Origin of the sequence: Leclercia sp. J807 (assembly GCF_009734465.1) — a bacterium.
Classification (GTDB): Bacteria; Pseudomonadota; Gammaproteobacteria; order Enterobacterales; family Enterobacteriaceae; genus Enterobacter.
The window spans coordinates 4,220,404-4,244,964 of sequence record NZ_CP046446.1; the positions used below are offsets into that span (position 1 = coordinate 4,220,404).

The 24,561-nt window shown below is 50.9% G+C and carries 44 protein-coding genes; 2 read left to right on the forward strand and 42 right to left on the reverse strand.

The window, feature by feature from the left end:
* From GNG26_RS19990 to rpsJ, 29 genes are all read right to left on the reverse strand, one after another.
* Positions 1 to 369: a DUF1992 domain-containing protein gene (locus tag GNG26_RS19990; protein ID WP_156239848.1), complete on the reverse strand. Its 369-nt coding sequence runs from the start codon at positions 367 to 369 to the stop codon at positions 1 to 3.
* A 105-nt stretch (positions 370 to 474) separates the two neighbouring features.
* Entirely contained in the window at positions 475 to 858 is a 384-nt protein-coding gene (rplQ, locus tag GNG26_RS19995; RefSeq protein WP_156239849.1) for a 50S ribosomal protein L17, read from the reverse strand.
* A 40-nt stretch (positions 859 to 898) separates the two neighbouring features.
* Positions 899 to 1,888: a DNA-directed RNA polymerase subunit alpha gene (gene rpoA, locus GNG26_RS20000; protein ID WP_002919219.1), complete on the reverse strand. Its 990-nt coding sequence runs from the start codon at positions 1,886 to 1,888 to the stop codon at positions 899 to 901.
* A 25-nt stretch (positions 1,889 to 1,913) separates the two neighbouring features.
* Positions 1,914 to 2,534, reverse strand: a complete 621-nt coding sequence (gene rpsD / locus GNG26_RS20005) for a 30S ribosomal protein S4 (RefSeq protein ID WP_032614687.1) — start codon at positions 2,532 to 2,534, stop codon at positions 1,914 to 1,916.
* Between the two features lie 34 nt (positions 2,535 to 2,568).
* The gene (rpsK, locus tag GNG26_RS20010; RefSeq protein WP_003863312.1) at positions 2,569 to 2,958 is read right to left on the reverse strand and encodes a 30S ribosomal protein S11; all 390 of its coding nucleotides are present in this window, start codon (positions 2,956 to 2,958) and stop codon (positions 2,569 to 2,571) included.
* A gap of 16 nt (positions 2,959 to 2,974) precedes the next feature.
* Positions 2,975 to 3,331: a 30S ribosomal protein S13 gene (gene rpsM / locus GNG26_RS20015; RefSeq protein ID WP_003031135.1), complete on the reverse strand. Its 357-nt coding sequence runs from the start codon at positions 3,329 to 3,331 to the stop codon at positions 2,975 to 2,977.
* 146 nt (positions 3,332 to 3,477) lie between these two features.
* A complete protein-coding gene (rpmJ, locus tag GNG26_RS20020) occupies positions 3,478 to 3,594 on the reverse strand; it encodes a 50S ribosomal protein L36 (protein WP_000868187.1) in 117 nt (38 codons plus the stop codon).
* Positions 3,595 to 3,625: 31 nt separating this feature from the next.
* Positions 3,626 to 4,957, reverse strand: a complete 1,332-nt coding sequence (gene secY / locus GNG26_RS20025) for a preprotein translocase subunit SecY (protein ID WP_103177265.1) — start codon at positions 4,955 to 4,957, stop codon at positions 3,626 to 3,628.
* 7 nt (positions 4,958 to 4,964) lie between these two features.
* A complete protein-coding gene (rplO, locus tag GNG26_RS20030) occupies positions 4,965 to 5,399 on the reverse strand; it encodes a 50S ribosomal protein L15 (RefSeq protein WP_039032065.1) in 435 nt (144 codons plus the stop codon).
* A 3-nt stretch (positions 5,400 to 5,402) separates the two neighbouring features.
* Complete coding sequence (gene rpmD / locus GNG26_RS20035; RefSeq protein ID WP_003863301.1) at positions 5,403 to 5,582, reverse strand: 50S ribosomal protein L30; 180 nt, start codon at positions 5,580 to 5,582, stop codon at positions 5,403 to 5,405.
* A 6-nt stretch (positions 5,583 to 5,588) separates the two neighbouring features.
* The gene (gene rpsE / locus GNG26_RS20040) at positions 5,589 to 6,089 is read right to left on the reverse strand and encodes a 30S ribosomal protein S5 (RefSeq protein WP_007369821.1); all 501 of its coding nucleotides are present in this window, start codon (positions 6,087 to 6,089) and stop codon (positions 5,589 to 5,591) included.
* Positions 6,090 to 6,103: 14 nt separating this feature from the next.
* Positions 6,104 to 6,457, reverse strand: coding sequence for a 50S ribosomal protein L18 (rplR, locus tag GNG26_RS20045; RefSeq protein WP_039076817.1), 354 nt, complete (start codon positions 6,455 to 6,457; stop codon positions 6,104 to 6,106).
* A 9-nt stretch (positions 6,458 to 6,466) separates the two neighbouring features.
* A complete protein-coding gene (gene rplF, locus GNG26_RS20050; RefSeq protein WP_103177266.1) occupies positions 6,467 to 7,000 on the reverse strand; it encodes a 50S ribosomal protein L6 in 534 nt (177 codons plus the stop codon).
* A gap of 12 nt (positions 7,001 to 7,012) precedes the next feature.
* Positions 7,013 to 7,405 (reverse strand): 30S ribosomal protein S8, encoded by a 393-nt coding sequence (gene rpsH / locus GNG26_RS20055; protein WP_003031127.1) that lies wholly within the window; start codon positions 7,403 to 7,405, stop codon positions 7,013 to 7,015.
* A 33-nt stretch (positions 7,406 to 7,438) separates the two neighbouring features.
* Entirely contained in the window at positions 7,439 to 7,744 is a 306-nt protein-coding gene (gene rpsN, locus GNG26_RS20060) for a 30S ribosomal protein S14 (RefSeq protein ID WP_042396030.1), read from the reverse strand.
* Between the two features lie 14 nt (positions 7,745 to 7,758).
* Positions 7,759 to 8,298 (reverse strand): 50S ribosomal protein L5, encoded by a 540-nt coding sequence (rplE, locus tag GNG26_RS20065; protein ID WP_007702494.1) that lies wholly within the window; start codon positions 8,296 to 8,298, stop codon positions 7,759 to 7,761.
* 14 nt (positions 8,299 to 8,312) lie between these two features.
* A complete protein-coding gene (gene rplX, locus GNG26_RS20070) occupies positions 8,313 to 8,627 on the reverse strand; it encodes a 50S ribosomal protein L24 (protein ID WP_000729185.1) in 315 nt (104 codons plus the stop codon).
* Between the two features lie 10 nt (positions 8,628 to 8,637).
* The gene (rplN, locus tag GNG26_RS20075; RefSeq protein ID WP_002919748.1) at positions 8,638 to 9,009 is read right to left on the reverse strand and encodes a 50S ribosomal protein L14; all 372 of its coding nucleotides are present in this window, start codon (positions 9,007 to 9,009) and stop codon (positions 8,638 to 8,640) included.
* A 165-nt stretch (positions 9,010 to 9,174) separates the two neighbouring features.
* Entirely contained in the window at positions 9,175 to 9,429 is a 255-nt protein-coding gene (gene rpsQ / locus GNG26_RS20080) for a 30S ribosomal protein S17 (RefSeq protein WP_008457160.1), read from the reverse strand.
* Complete coding sequence (rpmC, locus tag GNG26_RS20085; RefSeq protein ID WP_032614707.1) at positions 9,429 to 9,620, reverse strand: 50S ribosomal protein L29; 192 nt, start codon at positions 9,618 to 9,620, stop codon at positions 9,429 to 9,431. The genes rpsQ and rpmC overlap by 1 nt, the downstream gene beginning before the upstream one ends.
* Positions 9,620 to 10,030, reverse strand: coding sequence for a 50S ribosomal protein L16 (rplP, locus tag GNG26_RS20090; RefSeq protein WP_002919759.1), 411 nt, complete (start codon positions 10,028 to 10,030; stop codon positions 9,620 to 9,622). Before rplP ends, rpmC begins: the two co-directional genes overlap by 1 nt.
* 12 nt (positions 10,031 to 10,042) lie before the next feature.
* Entirely contained in the window at positions 10,043 to 10,744 is a 702-nt protein-coding gene (gene rpsC / locus GNG26_RS20095; protein WP_000529945.1) for a 30S ribosomal protein S3, read from the reverse strand.
* Positions 10,745 to 10,761: 17 nt separating this feature from the next.
* A complete protein-coding gene (gene rplV / locus GNG26_RS20100; protein WP_002919773.1) occupies positions 10,762 to 11,094 on the reverse strand; it encodes a 50S ribosomal protein L22 in 333 nt (110 codons plus the stop codon).
* A gap of 14 nt (positions 11,095 to 11,108) precedes the next feature.
* Positions 11,109 to 11,387, reverse strand: a complete 279-nt coding sequence (rpsS, locus tag GNG26_RS20105) for a 30S ribosomal protein S19 (protein ID WP_001138115.1) — start codon at positions 11,385 to 11,387, stop codon at positions 11,109 to 11,111.
* Positions 11,388 to 11,403: 16 nt separating this feature from the next.
* The gene (rplB, locus tag GNG26_RS20110; RefSeq protein WP_000301859.1) at positions 11,404 to 12,225 is read right to left on the reverse strand and encodes a 50S ribosomal protein L2; all 822 of its coding nucleotides are present in this window, start codon (positions 12,223 to 12,225) and stop codon (positions 11,404 to 11,406) included.
* A gap of 17 nt (positions 12,226 to 12,242) precedes the next feature.
* Complete coding sequence (gene rplW / locus GNG26_RS20115) at positions 12,243 to 12,545, reverse strand: 50S ribosomal protein L23 (protein WP_000617546.1); 303 nt, start codon at positions 12,543 to 12,545, stop codon at positions 12,243 to 12,245.
* Positions 12,542 to 13,147 carry a 50S ribosomal protein L4 gene (gene rplD, locus GNG26_RS20120; RefSeq protein WP_003031119.1) on the reverse strand — a complete coding sequence of 202 codons (606 nt, stop codon included), beginning with the start codon at positions 13,145 to 13,147 and terminating at the stop codon, positions 12,542 to 12,544. The genes rplW and rplD overlap by 4 nt, the downstream gene beginning before the upstream one ends.
* A gap of 10 nt (positions 13,148 to 13,157) precedes the next feature.
* Positions 13,158 to 13,787 (reverse strand): 50S ribosomal protein L3, encoded by a 630-nt coding sequence (rplC, locus tag GNG26_RS20125; protein WP_006817279.1) that lies wholly within the window; start codon positions 13,785 to 13,787, stop codon positions 13,158 to 13,160.
* Positions 13,788 to 13,819: 32 nt separating this feature from the next.
* A complete protein-coding gene (gene rpsJ / locus GNG26_RS20130; RefSeq protein WP_001181005.1) occupies positions 13,820 to 14,131 on the reverse strand; it encodes a 30S ribosomal protein S10 in 312 nt (103 codons plus the stop codon).
* A 388-nt stretch (positions 14,132 to 14,519) separates the two neighbouring features.
* Between rpsJ and GNG26_RS20135 the strand changes: the two genes are divergently transcribed.
* A complete protein-coding gene (locus GNG26_RS20135) occupies positions 14,520 to 14,993 on the forward strand; it encodes an A24 family peptidase (protein ID WP_156240214.1) in 474 nt (157 codons plus the stop codon).
* Here GNG26_RS20135 and bfr read toward each other — a convergent pair.
* The 11 genes from bfr to fkpA form a co-directional block, all read right to left on the reverse strand.
* Entirely contained in the window at positions 14,977 to 15,453 is a 477-nt protein-coding gene (bfr, locus tag GNG26_RS20140) for a bacterioferritin (RefSeq protein WP_103177268.1), read from the reverse strand. The genes GNG26_RS20135 and bfr overlap by 17 nt on opposite strands.
* A 71-nt stretch (positions 15,454 to 15,524) precedes the next feature.
* Positions 15,525 to 15,719 (reverse strand): bacterioferritin-associated ferredoxin, encoded by a 195-nt coding sequence (gene bfd, locus GNG26_RS20145; protein WP_059180778.1) that lies wholly within the window; start codon positions 15,717 to 15,719, stop codon positions 15,525 to 15,527.
* Positions 15,720 to 15,895: 176 nt separating this feature from the next.
* Positions 15,896 to 17,080, reverse strand: a complete 1,185-nt coding sequence (gene tuf, locus GNG26_RS20150; RefSeq protein WP_114316183.1) for an elongation factor Tu — start codon at positions 17,078 to 17,080, stop codon at positions 15,896 to 15,898.
* A 67-nt stretch (positions 17,081 to 17,147) separates the two neighbouring features.
* Positions 17,148 to 19,262 (reverse strand): elongation factor G, encoded by a 2,115-nt coding sequence (fusA, locus tag GNG26_RS20155; RefSeq protein ID WP_103824850.1) that lies wholly within the window; start codon positions 19,260 to 19,262, stop codon positions 17,148 to 17,150.
* A gap of 96 nt (positions 19,263 to 19,358) precedes the next feature.
* Positions 19,359 to 19,829, reverse strand: coding sequence for a 30S ribosomal protein S7 (rpsG, locus tag GNG26_RS20160; protein ID WP_004106370.1), 471 nt, complete (start codon positions 19,827 to 19,829; stop codon positions 19,359 to 19,361).
* A gap of 96 nt (positions 19,830 to 19,925) precedes the next feature.
* A complete protein-coding gene (gene rpsL / locus GNG26_RS20165; protein WP_003023654.1) occupies positions 19,926 to 20,300 on the reverse strand; it encodes a 30S ribosomal protein S12 in 375 nt (124 codons plus the stop codon).
* Between the two features lie 124 nt (positions 20,301 to 20,424).
* Positions 20,425 to 20,712 carry a sulfurtransferase complex subunit TusB gene (gene tusB / locus GNG26_RS20170; RefSeq protein ID WP_156239850.1) on the reverse strand — a complete coding sequence of 96 codons (288 nt, stop codon included), beginning with the start codon at positions 20,710 to 20,712 and terminating at the stop codon, positions 20,425 to 20,427.
* A gap of 7 nt (positions 20,713 to 20,719) precedes the next feature.
* Positions 20,720 to 21,079, reverse strand: coding sequence for a sulfurtransferase complex subunit TusC (gene tusC / locus GNG26_RS20175; RefSeq protein ID WP_156239851.1), 360 nt, complete (start codon positions 21,077 to 21,079; stop codon positions 20,720 to 20,722).
* On the reverse strand, positions 21,079 to 21,465 hold the full coding sequence (gene tusD, locus GNG26_RS20180; RefSeq protein WP_103177272.1) for a sulfurtransferase complex subunit TusD: 387 nt from the start codon (positions 21,463 to 21,465) through the stop codon (positions 21,079 to 21,081). The genes tusC and tusD overlap by 1 nt, the downstream gene beginning before the upstream one ends.
* Positions 21,465 to 22,187, reverse strand: coding sequence for a transcriptional regulator (locus tag GNG26_RS20185; protein WP_103824847.1), 723 nt, complete (start codon positions 22,185 to 22,187; stop codon positions 21,465 to 21,467). Before GNG26_RS20185 ends, tusD begins: the two co-directional genes overlap by 1 nt.
* Before the next feature lie 164 nt (positions 22,188 to 22,351).
* Positions 22,352 to 23,170, reverse strand: coding sequence for an FKBP-type peptidyl-prolyl cis-trans isomerase (gene fkpA, locus GNG26_RS20190; protein ID WP_103824846.1), 819 nt, complete (start codon positions 23,168 to 23,170; stop codon positions 22,352 to 22,354).
* 236 nt (positions 23,171 to 23,406) lie between these two features.
* On the opposite strand from fkpA, the gene GNG26_RS20195 reads away from it, so the two are divergent.
* Entirely contained in the window at positions 23,407 to 23,625 is a 219-nt protein-coding gene (locus GNG26_RS20195) for a protein SlyX (RefSeq protein ID WP_103177275.1), read from the forward strand.
* Positions 23,626 to 23,677: 52 nt separating this feature from the next.
* Here the strand turns inward: GNG26_RS20195 and slyD are convergent, their stop codons facing one another.
* Together slyD and GNG26_RS20205 are read right to left on the reverse strand one after the other, a co-directional pair.
* Positions 23,678 to 24,265: a peptidylprolyl isomerase gene (gene slyD / locus GNG26_RS20200; RefSeq protein ID WP_103177276.1), complete on the reverse strand. Its 588-nt coding sequence runs from the start codon at positions 24,263 to 24,265 to the stop codon at positions 23,678 to 23,680.
* 94 nt (positions 24,266 to 24,359) lie between these two features.
* Positions 24,360 to 24,560 (reverse strand): YheV family putative zinc ribbon protein, encoded by a 201-nt coding sequence (locus GNG26_RS20205; protein WP_103177277.1) that lies wholly within the window; start codon positions 24,558 to 24,560, stop codon positions 24,360 to 24,362.
* Position 24,561 lies beyond the last annotated feature (1 nt).

Below are 24,561 nucleotides of genomic sequence, written 5' to 3' on the forward strand. Positions count from 1 at the left end.
CTACTCCTCCTTCATTTTTTGCATTAGACGTTCAGCATAATCCCCGCGCAGAAACTCAGTACTCGCTCCCGCCTGGCGAAGCTTTAGTTCCAGAAGGGCGAGACGGCGAGTGTAATCTGCATGCGCTGCAGTGCCCTCTTTGACTGTGGTGAGCAACTGAGACAGTTCGATCACCTCTTTACGCTGTTCAAGTTCAGGAGGGAGGCAACCCGCATTTTTTAATATGCGGTAGGCTGCTCTAAGCTCTGGGGGGACATGTGAATCATCATCCAGTTTCAGCGGCTGGCCACTGCCGGGCAGGTCATCGAATTCACCCTGGCGCTGGGCATCCAGAATGTGTCGTTCTGCCCATTGGTCCAATAACCACATAGCAAAACTCCAGTAAGAAGGAAAAGAATATGATTAGTGTAGAAAATGGGGATTCAGCAGATATAAAAAAACCCGCCGAGGCGGGTTTTTTTACGTTACTGCAGATTACTCTGCAGCAGTTTCTGCTTTCTCTGAACGATCAACCAGCTCGATGTAAGCCATCGGCGCGTTGTCGCCTGCACGGAAGCCACACTTCAGAATGCGAGTGTAACCACCGGCACGGCTCGCGAAACGCGGGCCCAGTTCGTTAAACAGTTTTGCCACGATCTCGTTATCACGAGTACGGGCGAATGCCAGACGACGATTAGCAACGCTGTCAGTCTTGGCAAGAGTAATCAGCGGCTCAACTACGCGACGCAGCTCTTTCGCTTTAGGCAGGGTCGTCTTGATGATTTCATGACGAACCAGTGAACCTGCCATGTTGCGGAACATAGCCTGGCGATGGCTGCTGTTGCGGTTCAGTTGACGACCACTCTTACGATGGCGCATGACCTTATCCTTCTCAGTAAAACCTTAACCTGTGATCCGGTTACTCGTCAGCAATGCTTGCTGGTGGCCAGTTTTCCAGGCGCATGCCCAGAGACAGACCACGTGAAGCCAGCACGTCTTTAATCTCAGTAAGAGATTTTTTACCCAGGTTCGGCGTTTTCAGCAACTCAACCTCGGTACGCTGTACCAGATCACCGATATAGTGGATAGCTTCTGCCTTGAGGCAGTTAGCAGAGCGGACAGTCAATTCCAGATCGTCAACAGGGCGCAGCAGGATCGGATCGAATTCTGGTTTCTCTTCTTTCACTTCCGGCTGACGTACATCACGTAAGTCAACGAAAGCTTCCAGTTGTTCTGCCAGGATGGTTGCCGCACGACGAATCGCCTCTTCAGGATCGATTGTGCCGTTGGTTTCCATTTCGATGACCAGCTTGTCCAGGTCGGTACGCTGTTCTACACGCGCTGCTTCAACATTGTAGGCAATACGCTCTACAGGGCTGTAGCATGCGTCGACCAGCAGACGGCCGATTGGGCGCTCATCTTCTTCCGAATGAATTCGGGCAGAAGCCGGCACATAACCACGACCGCGCTGAACTTTGATACGCATGCTAATCGCTGCGTTCTCATCGGTCAGGTGGCAGATCACGTGCTGCGGCTTGACGATTTCAACATCACCGTCGTGGGTGATGTCGGCTGCAGTCACAGGGCCAATGCCAGATTTATTCAGAGTAAGAATAACTTCATCTTTACCCTGAACTCTCACCGCCAGCCCTTTCAGGTTGAGCAGGATTTCAAGGATATCTTCCTGAACGCCTTCTTTGGTGCTGTACTCATGAAGTACACCATCAATCTCAACCTCGGTCACCGCGCAACCCGGCATCGATGAGAGCAGAATACGGCGCAGTGCGTTACCCAGAGTATGGCCAAAGCCACGCTCTAAAGGCTCAAGGGTCACCTTGGCGTGCGTCGAACTCACTTGCTCGATATCTACCAGGCGCGGTTTTAGAAACTCTGTCACAGAACCCTGCATTGTGTCCTCTCTTTGGTACTAAGCTTTACTTGGAGTAAAGCTCGACGATCAGGTGTTCGTTAATGTCCGCAGACAGATCAGAACGTTCTGGCTGACGCTTGAACGTACCTTCCATCTTGCCAGCATCAACTTCCAGCCAGGTTGGCTTTTCACGCTGCTCAGCCAGCTCCAGAGCGGCTTTCACGCGAGATTGCTTTTTCGCTTTCTCACGAATGCTAACAACGTCATTCGCTTTAACCTGATAAGAAGCGATGTTAACAACACGACCGTTTACCATGATTGCTTTATGGCTAACCATCTGACGTGCTTCAGCACGAGTGGCGCCAAAGCCCATACGGTATACAACGTTGTCCAGACGACCTTCCAGCAGAGCCAACAGGTTTTCACCGGTGTTGCCTTTCAGACGTGCTGCTTCTTTATAGTAGTTACGGAACTGACGCTCCAGCACACCGTACATACGGCGAACTTTTTGCTTTTCACGCAACTGCACACCATAGTCAGACAGACGCGGTTTACGCGCACCGTGCTGGCCAGGAGCTTGTTCAATTTTACACTTGGTATCGATCGCGCGAACGCCAGACTTAAGGAATAAGTCGGTGCCCTCACGACGGCTCAGCTTGAGCTTAGGACCCAAATATCTTGCCATTTTCTATCTCCAACAAACCTGGAAAACGAACGCGTTATACGCGACGTTTTTTCGGCGGACGACAACCGTTATGAGGGATCGGAGTCACATCAGTAATATTAGTGATGCGGAAACCAGCGGCGTTCAGAGCACGAACGGTAGATTCGCGACCCGGACCCGGACCTTTTACCATAACTTCCAGATTCTTGATGCCGTATTCTTTTACGGCTTCAGCGCAACGCTCTGCCGCAACCTGAGCTGCGAACGGAGTGGATTTGCGAGAACCACGGAAACCGGAACCACCGGCTGTTGCCCAACCCAGCGCGTTACCCTGACGATCAGTAATAGTAACGATGGTGTTGTTGAAAGAAGCATGGATATGAGCCACGCCGTCAGAGACTTGTTTTCTTACACGCTTACGTGCACGAACTGGTGCCTTTGCCATTATTCAATCACCCCGATTATTTCTTGATCGGTTTGCGCGGACCCTTACGGGTACGTGCGTTGGTCTTAGTACGCTGACCGCGCACTGGCAGACCACGACGATGACGCAAACCGCGATAGCAACCAAGATCCATCAGGCGCTTGATGCTCATGCTAACTTCACGGCGCAGATCACCTTCAACGACAAATTTGGCAACTTCGTCACGCAGCGTGTCGATTTGTTCTTCAGACAGCTCACTGATCTTAACATCTTCAGCGATACCCGCTGCAGCCAGAATGGCTTTAGAACGGGTCTTGCCGACGCCATAGATCGAAGTTAATGCGATCACAGCATGTTTCTGATCAGGAATGTTAATGCCTGCTATACGGGCCACTATGCACTCCTACTATTTAATATGTACGCACCATGCTGAAAAGCCCGTTTTCAGGATACTCAAATGGAAACGTACAGACATACAAAAGATTGGCTGGCTAATCTAGCCAGCTCAACCCAACTTTGCAAGAAAAATATGCGAAATAATCAGCCTTGGCGCTGTTTATGCTTCGGCTCGGCACTGCAAATCACACGGATGACACCATCACGCTTAACGATTTTGCAGTTACGGCATAATTTCTTGACGGAAGCACGAACTTTCATTTTTACTCTCCGTAACTTCTCGGGCGACCTATTAGCGGCCGTAGCCTTTCAGGTTCGCCTTCTTCAATGCAGACTCGTACTGACTTGACATCATTAGAGTTTGCACTTGAGCCATAAAGTCCATAATCACGACAACAACGATAAGCAGTGAGGTTCCACCGAAGTAGAACGGTACTTTCATTGCATCACGCATGAACTCCGGGATCAGGCAGATAAAGGTAATATAAAGCGCACCAACCAGAGTCAGGCGGGTCATTACTTTATCGATATACTTCGCCGTTTGCTCTCCCGGACGAATTCCTGGTACAAATGCACCGGACTTCTTCAGGTTATCTGCTGTTTCACGCGGGTTGAAGACCAACGCCGTGTAGAAGAAACAGAAGAAGATGATCGCAGACGCATAGAGTAACACATAAAGCGGTTGCCCAGGCTGCAAATACAGCGAAATTGTTGTCAGCCAGTTCCAACCAGTCCCGCCCCCGAACCATGACGCGATGGTCGCCGGGAACAGAATAATACTGGAAGCGAAGATTGCCGGGATTACCCCTGCCATATTCACTTTCAGCGGTAAATGTGTGCTCTGTGCAGCATAGACACGACGACCTTGCTGACGTTTCGCGTAGTTTACCACAATGCGGCGTTGACCACGTTCAACGAAAATAACAAAGAACGTCACTGCAAATACTAATACTGCAACCAACAGCAACAGGAGGAAGTGCAGGTCGCCTTGACGCGCTTGCTCGATAGTATGGGCAATGGCTGGCGGGAGTCCCGCGACAATACCGGCGAAAATAATGATCGAAATACCGTTACCGATACCCCGTTCAGTAATTTGTTCGCCGAGCCACATCAGGAACATTGTTCCTGAAACCAGACTTACAACAGCGGTGAAATAGAATGCAAAGCCTGGGTTAATAACCAGGCCCTGCATACCAGGCATATTCGGTAGACCAGTAGCAATACCGATCGACTGGAATATTGCCAGCACCAGAGTACCGTAGCGGGTGTACTGGCTGATCTTACGACGACCAGACTCCCCTTCTTTCTTCAGTTCTGCCAGGGCCGGATGAACGACCGTCAGCAGCTGGATAATAATCGATGCCGAAATGTACGGCATGATACCCAGAGCAAAGATAGAAGCACGGCTGAGAGCACCACCAGAGAACATGTTAAACATTTCAATGATGGTGCCACGCTGTTGCTCAAGCAGTTTGGCAAGTACAGCGGCATCAATACCAGGGATCGGAATAAAAGAGCCAATACGGAAAACAATCAGCGCACCGATCACAAACAAAAGTCTGCGTTTCAGTTCGCCAAGCCCACCTTTGGCACTTTGAAAATCTAATCCCGGTTGTTTAGCCATCTGCTACTTATTCCTCAATTTTACCGCCAGCAGCTTCGATAGCAGCACGAGCACCTTTAGTAACACGCAGGCCACGAACAGTTACCGGGGTAGAAACTTCACCAGACAGGATCACTTTCGCGAACTCGATCTGAATACCGATAATGTTTGCTGCTTTCAGCGTGTTCAGGTCTACAACGCCGCCTTCAACTTTCGCCAGGTCAGACAGACGAACTTCGGCTGTGATCGCTGATTTGCGAGAGGTGAAGCCGAACTTCGGCAGACGACGGTACAGTGGCATCTGGCCACCCTCGAAACCGCGACGTACGCCACCGCCAGAACGAGAGTTCTGACCTTTGTGACCACGACCACCGGTTTTGCCGAGGCCAGAACCGATACCACGACCCAGGCGTTTACCCGCCTTTTTAGAGCCTTCGGCCGGAGACAGAGTATTTAAACGCATCTCTTACTCCTCAACTTTAACCATGAAGTAAACCGCGTTGACCATACCACGTACAGCAGGAGTATCCTCGCGCTCAACGGTATGACCAATACGACGCAGACCCAGGCCAAGCAGCGTTGCCTTGTGTTTCGGCAGACGTCCGATTGCACTGCGGGTTTGTGTAATTTTAATAGTCTTTGCCATGGTCAATTACCCCAGAATTTCTTCAACGGATTTACCACGCTTGGCAGCGACCATTTCTGGAGATTTCATATTTTCCAGGCCATCAATAGTTGCACGAACCACGTTGATCGGGTTGGTGGAACCGTATGCTTTAGCCAGAACGTTATGAACCCCAGCGACTTCCAGAACGGCGCGCATTGCACCACCGGCGATGATACCGGTACCTTCGGAAGCCGGCTGCATGAAGACACGAGAACCCGTGTGAGTACCCTTAACTGGGTGCTGCAGGGTGCCGTGGTTCAGCGCGACGTTAATCATATTGCGACGGGCTTTTTCCATCGCTTTCTGGATCGCTGCTGGAACTTCACGCGCTTTACCGTAACCAAAACCAACGCGACCGTTACCATCGCCAACTACAGTCAGAGCTGTGAAGGAGAAAATACGACCACCTTTAACGGTTTTAGATACGCGGTTAACCGCGATCAGCTTTTCCTGCAGTTCGCCAGCTTGTTTTTCGATGTGAGCCATCTTACACCTCTACCTTAGAACTGAAGGCCAGCTTCACGGGCAGCATCTGCCAGTGCCTGGACACGACCATGATATTGGAACCCGGAACGGTCAAAGGAAACATCTTTGATGCCTTTTTCCAGAGCGCGTTCAGCAACAGCTTTACCTACAGCTGCAGCGGCGTCTTTGTTACCGGTGTACTTCAATTGTTCAGAGATAGCTTTTTCTACAGTAGAAGCAGCTACCAGAACTTCAGAACCGTTCGGTGCAATTACCTGTGCGTAAATGTGACGCGGGGTACGATGTACCACCAGGCGAGTTGCACCCAGCTCTTTGAGCTTGCGGCGTGCGCGGGTCGCACGACGGATACGAGCAGATTTCTTATCCATAGTGTTACCTTACTTCTTCTTAGCCTCTTTGGTACGCACGACTTCGTCGGCGTAACGAACACCCTTGCCTTTGTAAGGCTCAGGACGACGGTAGGCGCGCAGATCTGCTGCAACCTGACCGATCAGCTGTTTATCAGCGCCTTTCAGCACGATTTCAGTCTGAGACGGGCATTCTGCAGTAATACCTGCTGGCAGCGCGTGTTCAACAGGGTGAGAGAAGCCCAGAGCCAGGCTTACTGCGTTCCCTTTGATCGCTGCACGATAACCTACACCAACCAGCTGCAGCTTCTTAGTGAAGCCTTCGGTAACACCGATAACCATTGAGTTCAGCAGGGCACGCGCGGTACCAGCCTGAGCCCAGCCATCAACGTAACCAGTACGTGGGCCGAAAGTCAGAGCGTTATCTGCATGAGTAACTTCAACAGCATCGTTGAGAGTACGAGTCAGCTCGCCGTTTTTACCTTTGATCGTAATAACCTGACCGTTGATTTTTACATCAACGCCGGCAGGAACAACGACCGGTGCTTTAGCAACACGAGACATTTTTTCCTCCGATTAGGCTACGTAGCAGATAATTTCGCCACCAAGACCAGCCTGGCGCGCTGCACGATCAGTCATAACACCTTTAGAGGTAGAAACAACTGCGATACCCATGCCGGCCATAACTTTTGGCAGCTCATCTTTACGTTTGTAGATGCGCAGACCTGGGCGGCTGACACGCTGAATGCTTTCTACAACAGCCTTGCCCTGGAAATACTTAAGAGTAAGTTCCAGTTCAGGCTTGGTGTCGCCTTCAACTTTAAAATCTTCGATAAAACCTTCTTCCTTCAGCACGTTGGCGATTGCCACTTTCAGCTTGGAGGAAGGCATGGTGACCGCAGCTTTGTTCGCGGCCTGACCGTTACGGATACGGGTCAGCATATCCGCGATCGGATCTTGCATGCTCATCTGTCTTTACTCCCGTGATTCAATTGGTGACAATTACCAGCTAGCCTTTTTCAGACCCGGGATTTCACCGCGCATTGCGGCTTCACGGACCTTGATACGGCTCAACCCGAACTTCCGCAGGAAAGCGTGCGGACGACCAGTTTGACGGCAGCGGTTACGCTGACGAGACGGGCTGGAATCACGCGGCAGAGTCTGCAGCTTGAGAACTGCATTCCAACGATCTTCGTCGGAAGCGTTCACATCAGAAATGATCGCTTTCAGTTCAGCGCGTTTAGCGAAGAATTTATCAGCTAAAGCTACGCGCTTTACTTCGCGTGCTTTCATTGATTGCTTAGCCATTCAGTAACCCTACCTTACTTGCGGAACGGGAAGTCAAAGGCAGCCAGCAGAGCACGGCCTTCTTCGTCAGATTTCGCAGTAGTGGTAATGGTAATATCCAAACCACGCACGCGGTCGACTTTATCGTAGTCGATTTCTGGGAAGATGATCTGCTCACGGACACCCATGCTGTAGTTACCACGACCGTCGAAAGACTTAGCGGACAAGCCACGGAAGTCACGGATACGAGGTACAGCAATAGTGATCAGGCGCTCAAAGAACTCCCACATGCGTTCGCCACGCAGAGTTACTTTACAGCCGATCGGATAGCCCTGACGGATTTTGAAGCCTGCAACAGATTTGCGTGCTTTGGTGATCAACGGTTTTTGACCGGAGATAGCTGCCAGGTCAGCTGCTGCGTTATCCAGCAGTTTCTTGTCAGCGATCGCTTCACCAACACCCATGTTCAGGGTGATCTTCTCGACCCGAGGGACTTGCATGACAGAATTGTAGTTAAACTCAGTCATGAGCTTATTAACTACTTCGTCTTTGTAGTAATCATGCAGTTTCGCCATCGTACTACTCCAAATTACTTGATAGTTTCGCTGTTAGACTTGAAGAAACGGACTTTTTTGCCGTCTTCGAATCTAAAGCCTACACGGTCAGCCTTGCCGGTTGCCGCATTGAAGATTGCAACGTTAGAAACCTGAATAGCAGCTTCTTTTTCAACGATGCCACCTGGCTGGTTCAGGGCCGGAACCGGCTTCTGATGTTTCTTAACCAGGTTGATACCTTCAACAATGACCTTGCCGGAAGACAGGACATTTTTTACTTTACCGCGTTTACCTTTATCTTTACCGGTTAACACGATAACTTCGTCATCACGACGGATTTTCGCTGCCATGATTCGCTCCTTAGAGTACTTCTGGTGCCAGAGAGATAATTTTCATGAACTTCTCAGTACGAAGTTCACGAGTTACCGGCCCAAAGATACGCGTGCCGATAGGCTGCTCGCTGTTATTGTTTAAAATAACGCATGCATTACCATCGAAGCGAATGACAGAACCGTCAGGGCGACGAACACCCTTCTTGGTGCGCACCACTACCGCTTTCAGCACATCACCTTTCTTGACCTTACCACGTGGAATTGCTTCTTTGATGGTGATCTTGATGATGTCGCCTACGCCTGCGTAGCGACGGTGCGAGCCACCCAGAACCTTGATACACATTACGCGACGTGCACCGGAGTTGTCGGCGACGTTCAGCATAGTCTGTTCTTGGATCATTTTAGTGCTCCGCTAATGTCAACTACTACCTGAGACTCTAAAATCAGAGCCGTTAAAAAGCCCCATATCGAGGGCGCGGCATTATAACACCGCTTCTGCAATATGGGTAGAAAAAATAAACGGCTCATCGCTGAGCCGTTTATTCGTATCGAGAAGGCTACTCTATTACAGAACCGCTTTCTCTACAACGCGAACCAGCGTCCAGGACTTAGTCTTGGACAGTGGACGGCATTCGCGGATTTCTACCACGTCACCGATACCACATTCGTTGTTCTCGTCATGTACGTGCAGTTTGGTCGTACGCTTGATGAATTTACCGTAGATCGGGTGTTTCACAACGCGCTCGATAGCAACAACGATGGATTTCTCCATTTTGTCGCTAACAACACGACCTTGCAGAGTACGGATTTTATCGGTCATTACGCACCCGCCTTCTGAGTCAGTAAAGTCTTAACGCGTGCAACATCACGACGCACTTGCTTCAGCAGGTGAGTCTGTTGCAGCTGGCCACTTGCAGCCTGCATACGCAGGTTGAACTGCTCACGCAGCAGGTTCAGCAGCTCAGCGTTCAGCTCTTCTACGCTTTTTTCACGCAGCTCATTTGCTTTCATTACATCACCGTCTTAGTTACAAAGGTGGTTTTGATAGGCAGTTTCGCTGCTGCCAGGCCGAAGGCTTCACGGGCCAGCTCTTCCGGAACACCGTCCATTTCATACAGGACTTTGCCCGGTTGGATCAAGGCAACCCAGTACTCCACGTTACCTTTACCTTTACCCATACGAACTTCCAGCGGCTTCTCGGTAATTGGTTTGTCCGGGAATACACGGATCCAAATTTTACCTTGACGCTTAACTGCACGGGTCATAGCACGACGTGCTGCTTCGATCTGACGTGCAGTCAGACGACCACGGCCAACAGCTTTCAGACCGAAAGTGCCGAAGCTAACATCCGTACCCTGCGCCAGACCACGGTTGCGGCCTTTGTGCACTTTACGGAATTTTGTACGCTTTGGTTGTAACATCAGCGACGCTCCTTATTTACGGCCTTTACGCTGCTGCTTTTTAGGTTGAGCAGCCGGTTTTTCCGGTTGTTCAACAGCAGCCATACCACCCAGGATCTCACCTTTGAAGATCCATACCTTAACGCCGATTACACCGTAAGTGGTGTGCGCTTCAGAGGTGTTGTAGTCGATGTCAGCACGCAGAGTGTGCAGCGGTACGCGACCTTCGCGGTACCATTCGGTACGTGCGATTTCCGCGCCGCCCAGACGGCCGCTAACTTCAACTTTGATACCTTTAGCGCCCAGACGCATTGCGTTCTGTACAGCACGCTTCATAGCACGACGGAACATAACACGACGTTCCAGCTGAGAAGTGATGCTGTCAGCAACCAGTTTTGCGTCCAGTTCAGGCTTACGAACTTCAGCGATATTGATCTGTGCAGGAACGCCAGCGATATCCGCTACGACCTTGCGCAGTTTTTCTACGTCTTCGCCTTTCTTACCGATAACGATGCCAGGACGAGCAGTGTGAATGGTTACACGGATGCTCTTAGCCGGACGCTCGATTACGATACGAGATACGGACGCTTTAGCCAGTTCCTTAGTCAGGTACTGACGTACTTTAAAATCGCTGTCCAGGTTGTCAGCGAATTCTTTGGTGTTCGCAAACCAGGTTGAGTTCCATGGTTTTACAATACCCAGGCGAATACCATTAGGATGTACTTTCTGACCCATTGCTAGTCTCCAGAGTCTCAGCGATCGGACACAACCACAGTAATGTGGCTGGTGCGCTTCAGGATGCGATCTGCACGACCTTTCGCACGCGGCATAATGCGCTTCATGCTCGGGCCTTCGTCTACGAAAATTTTCGCAACTTTCAGATCGTCAATGTCAGCGCCATCGTTGTGTTCAGCGTTAGCAATGGCAGATTCCAGAACTTTCTTGACCAGTACAGCCGCTTTCTTATTGGTGTAGGTCAGAATATCCAGGGCCTGCGACACTTTCTTACCGCGAATCAGGTCAGCAACAAGGCGAACCTTCTGAGCAGAAGAACGAGCATGGCGATGTTGAGCTAAAGTTTCCATCTCTTCCTCCTACCTTATTTCTTCTTCGCTTTTTTATCAGCAGCGTGGCCGCGATAAGTACGAGTCGGTGCGAATTCACCCAGTTTGTGACCGACCATTTCATCGGAAACGAATACTGGAACGTGCTGACGACCATTATGGACAGCGATGGTCAAACCGATCATGTTAGGAAAGATCGTTGAACGACGGGACCAAGTGCGCAGGGGCTTCTTGTCTCCGCTTTCCACCGCTTTCTCTACCTTCTTCAGCAAGTGCAGGTCAATAAAAGGACCTTTCTTGAGAGAACGTGGCATGGCTTATCCTCTAATATTATTTGCTACGGCGACGTACGATAAATTTATCAGTACGCTTGTTGCTGCGGGTCTTCTTACCTTTGGTCTGAACGCCCCACGGAGTTACCGGGTGCTTACCAAAGTTACGACCTTCACCACCACCATGTGGGTGGTCGACTGGGTTCATCGCAGTACCGCGAACGGTAGGACGAACACCACGCCAGCGTGCAGCACCTGCTTTACCCAGAACGCGCAGCATATGCTCAGCATTGCCAACTTCGCCCAGGGTAGCGCGGCAGTCTGCTTCGACTTTACGCATTTCACCAGAACGCAGACGCAGGGTGACATAAGCACCATCACGCGCAACGATCTGAACGTAAGTACCAGCGGAACGTGCCAGCTGACCGCCTTTACCTGGTTTCATTTCTACGTTATGAACGGTAGAACCAACCGGGATATTGCGCATCGGCAGGGTGTTACCTGCTTTGATTGCAGCATCAACGCCAGACTGAATCTGGTCGCCAGCTTTCAGGCCTTTAGGGGCCAGGATGTAACGGCGTTCGCCATCTTTGTACAGAACCAGCGCGATGTTCGCGGAACGGTTCGGATCGTACTCAAGACGCTCAACAACTGCTGGGATACCGTCTTTGTTGCGTTTAAAGTCAACAATACGATAAGCCTGCTTGTGGCCACCACCGATGTGACGAGTGGTGATACGGCCATTGTTGTTACGACCACCGGATTTGCTGTTCTTTTCCAGCAACGGAGCAAAAGGCTTGCCCTTGTGCAGCTCAGGGTTAACCACTTTAACAACGTGGCGACGACCCGGAGATGTCGGTTTACATTTAACAACTGCCATTGTATTACTCCTCCGACTTACTCAGCGCCGCCAACGAAGTCCAGATTCTGGCCTTCTTTCAGGGTGACGTAAGCTTTTTTCCAGTCGCTACGACGACCGATACGCTGTCCGTGACGTTTAACTTTCCCTTTAACTACCAGGGTGTTAACGACTTCGACTTCGACTTCAAACAGTTTCTGCACAGCAGCTTTGATTTCTGCTTTGGTCGCGTCTTTAGCAACTTTGAGAACGATGGTGTTAGTTTTTTCCATCGCAGTAGACGCTTTTTCAGAAACGTGCGGTGCGCGCAGCACCTTCAGCAGACGTTCTTCACGAATCATGCCAGCATCTCCTCAACTTGCTTAACAGCATCAGCAGTCATTACGACTTTGTCGAAGGCGATCAGGCTAACCGGGTCGATACCAGTCGCATCGCGTACGTCAACCTTGTGCAGGTTACGTGCGGCCAGGAACAGGTTCTCGTCCAGCTCACCGGTGATGATCAGCACATCTTCCAGAGCCATGTCTTTCAGTTTCTGTGCCAGCAGCTTAGTTTTAGGCGCTTCTACAGAGAAAGATTCGACAACGATCAGACGATCCTGACGTACCAGCTCGGACAGGATGCTTTTCAGCGCGCCGCGGTACATCTTTTTATTAACTTTTTGACTGTGGTCCTGCGGGCGAGCAGCGAAGGTCACGCCACCGGAACGCCAGATCGGGCTCTTGATAGAACCTGAACGCGCACGGCCAGTACCTTTCTGGCGCCACGGCTTTTTGCCGGAACCAGTTACTTCAGCACGAGTCTTCTGAGCACGAGTACCCTGACGAGCACCAGCTGCATAAGCAACAACAACCTGGTGAACCAGCGCTTCGTTGAAATCACGACCGAAGGTAGTTTCGGAAACAGTCAGCGCGCTCTGCGCGTCTTTCAATACTAATTCCATTGCTATCCCCTTACGCCTTCACAGCTGGTTTAACGATCAGGTCGCTACCGGTTGCACCCGGGACCGCACCTTTAACCAGCAGCAGGTTGCGCTCAGCGTCAACACGTACTACGTCCAGGCTCTGAACGGTTACACGTTCGTTACCCAGCTGACCTGCCATTTTCTTGCCTTTGAACACTTTGCCCGGAGTCTGGTTCTGACCGATAGAACCCGGAACGCGGTGAGACAAGGAGTTACCGTGAGTAGCGTCTTGGGTACGGAAGTTCCAGCGCTTAACGGTACCAGCAAAACCTTTACCTTTAGAGGTACCGGTTACGTCAACTTTTTTAACTTCAGCAAACAGTTCAACGCTAATGTCCTGACCTACGGTGAACTCTTCGCCTTCAGCCAGGCGGAATTCCCACAGACCACGGCCAGCTTCTACGCCAGCTTTAGCGAAGTGACCCGCTTCTGGCTTGGTTACACGGTTAGCTTTTTTAGCACCAGTGGTAACCTGAATAGCGCGGTAGCCATCGTTAGCCAGATCTTTAACCTGAGTAACGCGGTTTGCTTCAACTTCGATTACGGTTACTGGGATAGAAACGCCATCTTCAGTGAAGATGCGGGTCATACCCACTTTTTTACCGACTAAACCAATCATTGTATCAACCTCTCAATCGCTCGATGACCTGATTAACCCAGGCTGATCTGCACGTCTACACCGGCAGCCAGATCCAGACGCATCAGAGCATCAACGGTTTTCTCAGTTGGCTCAACGATGTCAACCAGACGCTTGTGAGTGCGGATCTCGTACTGATCACGCGCGTCTTTGTTAACGTGCGGGGAGATCAGAACGGTAAAGCGCTCTTTGCGGGTCGGCAGCGGGATCGGACCACGGACTTGCGCACCAGTGCGCTTAGCAGTCTCGACGATTTCCGCGGTTGATTGATCGATCAGACGATGATCAAACGCTTTAAGGCGGATACGGATTCTTTGGTTCTGCATGAGACCAGAGCTCCAATTATTTTATAAACGAAAATGATCACTACTCAGACCCATTACGATTGATGGGAGAGTGTAACCGTTCTTACGTAGCTCCCCGATTGGGAGCATTGTTAGGCAACTGAAAAAGATTGCTGCCAGGGGTTCAGATTGAACCAGCTGTCAATTACGACAAGCCCGCGCATTATACGTAAATCTGGGCAGGACGCAAGCCCAGTTTAGAAAATAGACGGCAGAGCTCAATTTTGCGTGTCCCCTCGTAAATACGATGCAATCGTACATTGTCGTGATAACAGGCAGGAAGGCGTCTCGCAGCGTTTTAGTTTGCCGTTTGTTTCACCTTTGGGGTGCATGGAATATGGAGGCAAACATTCTATTGAGGTTTACGCCAATGCTTACTCCCCTCCCCTTCTTGCTTGCCTACCTGGGATTAACAGCACTGTTAGTTCGCGAGGATATCCGCTCACATCTGCTTCCGGACCGATATCTCTGCCCGCTACTATGGGTTGGTCTGCTTTATCACCTCTGTCTTCAACCCGAGCGGCTGCCTGCCGCCGTCGCAGGGGCGATAGCGGGGTACACAGGATTCGCGATTATTTATTGGGGTTACAGGCTGCTACGTAAGCGTGAAGGGCTGGGTTACGGTGACGTAAAGTATCTGGGTGCGCTGGGCGCATGGCATGGATGGTGCGTACTTCCTGTGCTGGCATTATCAGCAGCTTTGCTGGCTACACTTTATCTTCTCATCCTGGCGATGTGTAAACCCGGGGAACAGATATTAAAAAACCCACTGCCATTTGGACCTTTCATGGCGGCAGCGGGTTTAATGATGAGTGGGCAAAGCCTAGTCAGCTTTCCACTTTAATTTGCGACTGGAGGTAATTTTGCAGCCCAATTTTACTGATAAGATCTAGTTCTGTTTCCAGCCAGTCGATGTGCCCTTCTTCATCGGCCAGAATCTCAATCATCATATCGCGGCTGACGTAGTCATGAACGCTGTCTGCATAAGCAATAGCTTCACGTAGATCTTTCGCCCCTTCGAGCTCCAGCGTCAGATCCGAACGCAATATCTCTTCGACATCTTCGCCGATACCCAGCTTGCCGAGATCCTGCAGGTTGGGGATACCCTCGAGGAACAGAATACGCTCGATGTACTTATCAGCATGCTTCATCTCATCGATGGACTCATGGTATTCAATATCGTTGAGGCGAGTCAGACCCCAGTTTTTGAACATTCTCGCATGGAGAAAGTATTGGTTGATTGCGACAAGCTCATTTCCCAATAATTTATTGAGATAACTTATGATTTTGATATCACCTTTCATTATAGTCCCTCCGCTTCCACTCATTGAAGCGTAGATGGGGCTACAGGGATGTCAAAAGAAAAGTATGAGCCTCAGGCAATCTCTTTGTATTCCGGGATCTGCATCAATTCGTCCTGCATAATCTCGCGGGCAGCGCGAACGCACTTACCGCATTGATTTCCAACCGGAACAAACTTACGCAGCTGCTGAAAAGATTGGGGATGAAACTGGCGAACGGCCTGACGAATTTTTTTATCACTCACACCGTTACATAAACAAACGTACATAACCACTCCCGTTCAAAATATGTGCAAAGTGTAAGTGAGAATAATTATGATTACAATAGCACAAGCATGAAGATGCGGGGCGGGAGCGAACAAAAAATACGAAAATTTGTGACAGCCATAAACGCTGAAAACAAAAAAGGACGCCGAAGCGTCCTTTTTAATTCAGGGATAATTAATTAGCCCAGAACTTTAGCAACAACACCCGCGCCAACGGTACGGCCGCCTTCGCGGATTGCGAAACGCAGACCATCGTCCATTGCGATTGGGTGGATCAGGGTAACAACCATTTTGATGTTGTCGCCTGGCATTACCATCTCAACGCCTTCTGGCAGTTCGATGGTACCGGTCACGTCAGTAGTACGGAAGTAGAACTGTGGACGGTAGCCTTTGAAGAACGGAGTATGACGGCCGCCTTCGTCTTTGGACAGGATGTACACTTCAGATTCGAACTTGGTGTGTGGCTTGATTGAGCCTGGCTTCGCCAGAACCTGACCACGTTCGATTTCTTCACGCTTGATACCACGCAGCAGAACACCAACGTTCTCACCAGCACGGCCTTCGTCCAGCAGTTTGCGGAACATTTCAACGCCAGTACAGGTAGACTTAGCAGTCTCTTTGATACCAACGATTTCAACTTCTTCACCAACTTTGATGATACCGCGCTCTACACGACCGGTAACAACGGTACCACGACCGGAGATGGAGAATACGTCTTCGATTGGCAGCAGGAACGGCTTGTCGATAGCACGCTCTGGTTCTGGGATGTAAGAATCCAGGTAGCCAGCCAGTTCGATGATTTTCTCTTCCCACTCAGCTTCGCCTTCCAGCGCTTTCAGAGCAGAACCACGAACGATTGGGGTATCGTCGCCTGGGAAATCGTACTGGGACAGAAGTTCACGAACTTCCATTTCTACCAGTTCCAGCAGCTCTTCGTCATCAACCATGTCGCATTTGTTCAGGAACACGATGATGAAAGGAACGCCTACCTGACGACCCAGCAGGATGTGTTCACGGGTCTGAGGCATTGGGCCGTCAGTCGCAGCAACAACCAGGATCGCGCCGTCCATCTGCGCAGCACCGGTGATCATGTTTTTAACATAGTCGGCGTGGCCTGGGCAGTCTACGTGTGCGTAGTGGCGAGTCGGGGTGTCGTATTCAACGTGAGAAGTGTTGATGGTGATACCACGAGCTTTTTCTTCTGGTGCGTTATCGATCTGGTCGAATGCACGAGCAGAACCACCGTAGGTTTTAGCCAGAACGGTAGTGATTGCAGCGGTCAGGGTAGTTTTACCGTGGTCAACGTGGCCGATAGTACCAACGTTGACGTGCGGTTTTGTACGTTCAAATTTTTCTTTAGACACGGCTATATTCCTTACTATAGTGCCCCCTCACCGAGGGGGCACGGGACTTAGATTTTAACCCTACGGCTTATTTACCACGGGCTTCAATTACGGCCTGAGCAACGTTGTTCGGCGCATCATCATACTTCAGGAACTCCATGGAGTAAGAAGCACGACCTTTGGTCAGAGAACGCAGCTGAGTTGCATATCCGAACATTTCAGACAGCGGAACTTCAGCGTGGATCACAACGCCAGTAACGTTAGTTTCCTGACCACGCAGCATACCACGACGACGGCTCAAGTCACCGATGACGTCACCGGTGTTCTCTTCAGGCGTTTCTACTTCAACCTTCATGATTGGCTCAAGCAGAACTGGTTTCGCTTTCTTAAAGCCTTCTTTAAAGGCGATAGAAGCAGCCAGTTTAAACGCCAGTTCAGAGGAGTCAACGTCATGGTAAGAACCGAAGTGCAGACGAATACCCATGTCTACTACCGGGTAACCAGCCAGCGGACCAGACTTCAGCTGCTCCTGGATGCCTTTATCAACGGCAGGGATGTATTCGCCAGGAATTACACCACCTTTGATGTCGTTGATGAACTCGTAACCTTTAGGGTTAGAGCCCGGCTCCAGTGGGTACATGTCGATCACAACGTGACCGTACTGACCACGACCACCAGACTGCTTAGCGTGTTTACCTTCAACATCGGTAACTTTCTGGCGAATCGCTTCGCGGTAAGCAACCTGAGGTTTACCCACGTTAGCTTCAACGTTGAATTCACGCTTCATACGGTCAACGATGATGTCCAGGTGCAGTTCACCCATACCAGCGATGATGGTCTGGTTAGATTCTTCATCAGTCCATACGCGGAATGATGGGTCTTCTTTAGCCAGACGGCCCAGAGCCAGACCCATTTTTTCCTGGTCAGCTTTGGTTTTTGGTTCAACGGCGATAGAGATTACTGGCTCTGGGAACTCCATGCGCTCCAGAATGATTGGGTGATCTGGGTTACACAGGGTATCACCAGTAGTCACGTCTTTCAGACCGATAGCAGCAGCGATGTCACCCGCGCGAACTTCTTTGATCTCTTCACGTTTGTTCGCGTGCATCTGTACGATACGACCGAAACGCTCACGTGCAGCTTTCACGGAGTTCAGGATGGTGTCACCGGAGTTAACCACACCAGAGTACACGCGGAAGAACGTCAGGTTACCCACGAACGGGTCGGTAGCGATTTTGAACGCCAGAGCAGCAAACGGCTCGTCATCACTTGCGTGACGCTCAGCCGGCGTGTCTTTACCGTCGTCCAGGATACCGTTGATCGCAGGAACGTCTACCGGGGATGGCAGGTAGTCAACTACCGCATCCAGCATCGCCTGAACACCTTTGTTCTTGAACGCAGAACCACAGGTTACCAGGATGATTTCGTTGTTCAGAACACGCTGACGCAGAGCTTTTTTGATCTCTTCTTCAGACAGTTCTTCACCACCCAGGTATTTCTCCATCAGGTCTTCTGAAGCTTCTGCAGCGGACTCGATCAGGTTCTGGTGCCATTCGTCAGCCAGGTCCTGCATGTCAGCCGGGATATCTTCATAAGTGAAGGTTACGCCTGCGTCTTCTTCATTCCAGTTGATGGCTTTCATTTTCACCAGGTCAACAACACCGGTGAAACCTTCTTCAGCACCAATCGCCAGCTGCAGCGGAACAGGGTTCGCGCCCAGACGGGTTTTGATCTGACCAACAACTTTCAGGAAGTTCGCACCCATACGGTCCATTTTGTTAACGAACGCAATGCGTGGAACTTTATATTTGTTTGCCTGACGCCATACGGTTTCAGACTGTGGCTGAACACCACCAACTGCGCAGTAAACCATTACCGCACCATCAAGAACACGCATGGAACGTTCTACTTCGATGGTGAAGTCAACGTGGCCCGGGGTGTCGATGATGTTTACGCGGTGTGGTTCATACTGCTTAGCCATACCAGACCAGAATGCAGTAGTCGCTGCGGAGGTGATGGTAATACCACGCTCCTGCTCCTGCTCCATCCAGTCCATGGTTGCGGCGCCGTCATGAACTTCACCGATTTTATGGTTTACACCGGTGTAGAACAGAATACGTTCGGTGGTAGTGGTTTTACCGGCGTCGATGTGCGCACTGATACCGATGTTACGGTAGCGTGCGATGGGTGTTGTACGAGCCATTTGATTCCTCGTTTATCTTTTTAGGCGTTCAGTTAAGTAACCCAAAGCGGGCTGCTTCGCTGAAGCGCCCGCCTGGTGACTAATACTCCGAAGGGATTACCAACGGTAGTGTGCGAACGCCTTGTTGGCTTCTGCCATACGGTGAACGTCTTCACGTTTCTTAACTGCAGTACCTTTGTTGTCTGCAGCGTCAGAAAGTTCGTTCGCCAGACGCAGAGCCATGGATTTATCACCGCGTTTACGAGCAGCTTCAACGATCCAACGCATTGCCAGAGCATTACGACGGACCGGACGGACTTCAACTGGTACCTGATAAGTAGAACCACCAACGCGGCGAGACTTAACTTCTACAGTCGGGCGTACGTTGTCGAGAGCTACTTCGAAAGCTTCCAGTTCATTTTTACCAGAACGCTGAGCCAGGGTCTCCAGCGCGCTGTATACGATTGCTTCTGCAGTAGATTTTTTACCATCTACCATCAGGATATTTACAAATTTTGCCAGCAGTTCTGATCCGAATTTCGGATCTGGAAGAATTTTACGCTGACCAATGACGCGACGACGTGGCATGGGAATACTCCGTTGTTAATTCAGGATTGTCCAAAACTCTAAGAGTTTAGTGTGACATTAAGATAAATCAGTTTGGCCTTACTTAACGGAGAACCATTAAGCCTTAGGACGTTTCACGCCGTATTTGGAGCGAGATTGCTTACGGTCTTTAACGCCGGAGCAGTCAAGCGCACCACGAACGGTGTGGTAACGAACACCCGGAAGGTCTTTTACACGACCGCCACGGATCAGGATCACGGAGTGTTCCTGCAGGTTGTGACCTTCACCACCGATGTAGGAAGTCACTTCAAAACCGTTAGTCAAACGCACACGGCATACTTTACGCAGTGCGGAGTTTGGTTTTTTAGGAGTGGTAGTATATACACGAGTACATACGCCACGTTTCTGCGGGCAGGCTTCCAGCGCAGGCACGTTGCTTTTTGCAACTTTGCGTGCACGTGGTTTGCGTACCAGCTGGTTAACTGTTGCCATTAAATAGCTCCTGGTTTTAGCTTTTGCTTCGTAAACACGTAATAAAACGCCCTCATACAATATGAGGACGCGAAATTTTAGGGCTACGTCGAAAAGGTGTCAAGAATTATACAGCGATCTCAGATCACCAGTTCATTTGGCCGGTGTGCTGGATGGCCAGATTGACGAAATCAGTATAGCTAACCACGTCAATTTTGGTTGAAATTTGACCAATAAGGCCGCGAGCCTCGATATCATCTTTTAGCGCTGAGACAGAGATGGGGGCATTACAGAGAATATCAACAAAGCGGCTGCCTTCTACTGCCGCCAGAACGCCATCCTGGATCAGCAGCACAGTATCACCCTCACGCAGCATGCTTAACAGGCTTTCGATGTCGCAGTGCCAGGGGGAGTGGCTCAGGGTATGGAGCATGACGGCCTCAGAAGGTCAGAATGATGTCGAAATGGGCGAGATGTTCACGCAACACCTCCGGCGCAACCACCGTGGCGTCGAGAACAAAAGGCGTATTTTCACTTAAACCGCGCGCCTGCAGGGAGGCGGCACAGACGTAAAACGTCTCGATATCGTACAGCGGCAGCACTTTAAAGGTCACGATATAGTCGCGCGCCAGCACCGCCTGCGGCTGCTGACCGGCAAGCAGCTGGAATACGCCGTCTCCGATAAAGAACACACCGATCTCTTCCGTCAGCGCAGAAGTGGCCAGTAACGCATCCAGCCCTTCCCTTCCGGCGGCGCTGCCATGTGGGGCAGAATGAAATACAAACGCAACGCGGTTCATCAGAATTGCACCATACGATCGCAGGTTAAGGCAGCCTGTGCCAGCGCCCCAAGACCGCTAAGGGAGAAGCCCTCGTTAAGATTCGCGGCAGGCAAGCCGAGACGTTGCGCTTCATTCGCATCGCTTACCCCCCGACGCAGAGCCGCCGCCACGCAGATATGCAAGGCAACGCCATGCTCCTGGTTCAGCGACTGCCAGGCCCGGACCAGATCGAACTCGTCTGATGCCGGAGAGGTCAGCTGGTTCGCGTTATACACCCCTTCCCGATAAAAAAAGACGCTGACCAGCTCATGGCCGGCCGCCAGCAGTGCACGGGCAAACTGCAACGCGCTGCTGGCCTGCTGTGTACCGTATGCCGGGCCTGTCACCATTAATGCAAAACGCATTACTTCTCTTGCCCCAGGAAATCGCCGCTTTTGAACTGACGAATGTAGAGATAGACCGTGTGCTTGGAAATGTTGAGACGATCGGCCACCTGGTTAATGGCGTCTTTAATATCAAAAATGCCTTTCTCGTAGAGGTTAAGCACGATCTGACGATTCTTGGCATTGTTGGAGACGTTGCGATCGGCATTAACTTCTTCAATGGTGAATTCCAGCGTCTGGGTCACGAGGTCTTCAACGGAAGAGGCAAAGTTGACGGAGGAGCCGACATCCGGTGTTTCTGGCGGAATGAAGGTGTTCATGATCTGGGAGAACGGCACATCAAGGTTCATGTTGATGCACAGCAAACCAATCACACGATGATCGCGGTTGCGGATCGCGATGGTGACGGACTTCATGAGAACACCGCTCTTCGCGCGGGTGAAATAACATTTGGAGACGCTGCTGTCCGCGCCGGTCATGTCGTGCAGCATACGCAGTGCAAGGTCAGTGATTGGCGAGCCGATTTTACGGCCAGTATGCTCACCATTGGCGATACGGATGGCAGAACATTTCAGATCTTGCAGGGAGTGCAAAACGATTTCGCAGTGGGACCCAATGAGCATCGCTAACCCGTCCACTACCGCTTCGTAGGATTTCAGAATATCGAAATCGGTCTGATCGAAAGGACGTTGATCCAGCAAATCAAGTTCGCTGGTTTCGTTGGTTAAAAGCGACCTGGTCATGAAAAAAACACTCCTTTTCAGGAGCCTGTCGGTAGGTTTTCAGGGCAGGCTCATTATTTACACGGGCAATTAAGTTAATACAGCGTAGGTAGCGCTTCCAGTGTTAATTATATCTACACCCCAATAAAAAAACCGCCGCTTCTGAGGCGGCGGTTTTAACCGGTTTACTTCTTGGTGGCTTCTGCCGGCGCTTCCGGCTTCGCGTCTGGCTTAGCATCCGCTTTCGGCGCTGGCTTGATGTCCAGCAGCTCTACGTCGAATACCAGCGTGGAGTTAGCCGGGATACCCGGGACGCCCGTTTTGCCATAAGCCAGCTCCGGTGGGATGACCAGCTTGATTTTACCGCCTTTCTTGATGTTCTTCAGGCCTTCAGTCCAGCCAGGGATAACACCATCCAGACGGAAGGAGAGCGGCTCACCGCGGGTATAAGAGTTATCGAACTCTTTACCGTCGGTCAGCGTACCTTTGTAGTTCACAACGACGGTATCGCTGTCTTTCGGTGCCTCGCCAGTCCCTTCTTTCTCTACTTTGTAGACCAGGCCAGTAGGAGAGGTTTTCGCGCCTTTCTCTTTAGCGAAAGCCTCACGGTAGGTTTTGCCTTTCGTTTCGTTCTCAGCTGCGTCTTTCTCCATCTTCTCCTGCGCTGCGCCTTTCACGCGCGCTTCGAAAGCCTGCAGAGTTTGCTCGATTTCCTGGTCAGACAGTTTGCTCTTGTCTGCAAACGCATCCTGAACGCCTGCGATCAACTGAGCCTGGTCCAGTTTGATGCCCAGTTTTTCTTGCTCTTTCAGAGAGTTTTCCATGTAACGGCCCAGAGATGCGCCCAGCGCGTAGGCTGATTTCTGGTCGTCATTTTTGAACGCTGCATTGCTGTCAGCAGTCGCAGCAGGTTTCGCAGCGGTATCAGCAGCGAAAGTCAGCGGCGCATGCAAAGCGACAGCCATTGTGGTCGCCAGCAGCGTTACTTTAAACAGTGATTTCATCCATTTCTCCAGGGCCGGGGACTCTCACCCCGTATTAAGCGTAAATGAGTAGCGTACTATAAAACGTTGAGGAACAAATCTACAGGTAGACACCCCTGATTAGCACCACATTTCAGACTATTTTTGTTTAAATTAGTTTCGCAGCAAGGGGATGTTTACTGCGCGCAAGGATAATCTCAGGTAAAATTCGCCGCCGCCAGCCCCGGACGGGTTTAACGAAACAAACGAGGTGAATCATGCAGAATAGAGAGATGGAAGCACGTCTGGCTGAGCTTGAAAGCCGCCTGGCTTTTCAGGAGATCACCATCGATGAGCTGAATCAGACCGTCACCGCCCACGAGCTGGAGATGGCAAAGCTGCGGGATCTGATGCGTCTGTTAACTGAAAAAGTAAAAGCCTCCCAGGCATCGCACATCGCGTCGCAGTCGGAAGAGACGCCGCCACCCCATTATTAAGACGTAAAAAAAGCGGGAATATCCCGCTTTTTTGTGCCTTAAGGCGTAACGCTTAGTGGCAACCGCAGCCGCCGTTACCGCCGCAACCGCCTTTACCGTGCTCGTGACCATGGTCGTGATCGTGGCCGTGACCACCGCAGCAGCCATCGTGACCGTGATCGTGGTCATGACCGTGCGCACCATGAACGTGGCCGTGAGCCAGCTCTTCTTCAGTGGCTTCGCGGATCGCAACCACTTCAACGTTGAACTTCAGGTTCTGGCCAGCCAGCATATGGTTGCCGTCAACCACAACGTGGTCGTCTTCAACTTCCGTAATTTCTACTGGAACCGGACCCTGGTCAGTTTCAGCCAGGAAACGCATGCCAACCTGCAGCTCATCAACGCCCATGAAGACGTCTTTAGGAACACGCTGAACCAGGTTTTCATCGTACTGACCGTAAGCGTCGTTTGCGCCTACAGCAACGTCAAATTTGTCACCAACTTCATGACCGTCCAGCGCGTTTTCCAGGCCGGAGATCAGGGAACCGTGACCGTGCAGGTAGTCCAGCGGCGCACTCACCGGAGACTCATCAACCAACACACCGTCTTCTGTACGTACCTGATAGGCCAGGCTGACCACCAGGTCTTTTGCTACTTTCATGATATCTCCTGAGCGTGGGAAAATTGCTGGCGCAGATTGTAGCCGAATTCTGCACCCGTGTACCCTTTAGCTTAAAAAAACTCGGGACATATCGCTAGTCCGGATGAAAAATGCCGATCACTTGTTCTTCTTTGCGAACGTGATCGCGCACTTCTTTATCGGCTTCCCGCATCTGGTGACCGCACTTAACACACTCAACAATATCGATATTGTTCTCTCGCCACATGGCCAGTGAATCCTGAGCCTGGCAGGCCGGGCATTTCGCGCCGGCGATAAAACGTTTACGTACCGCCATT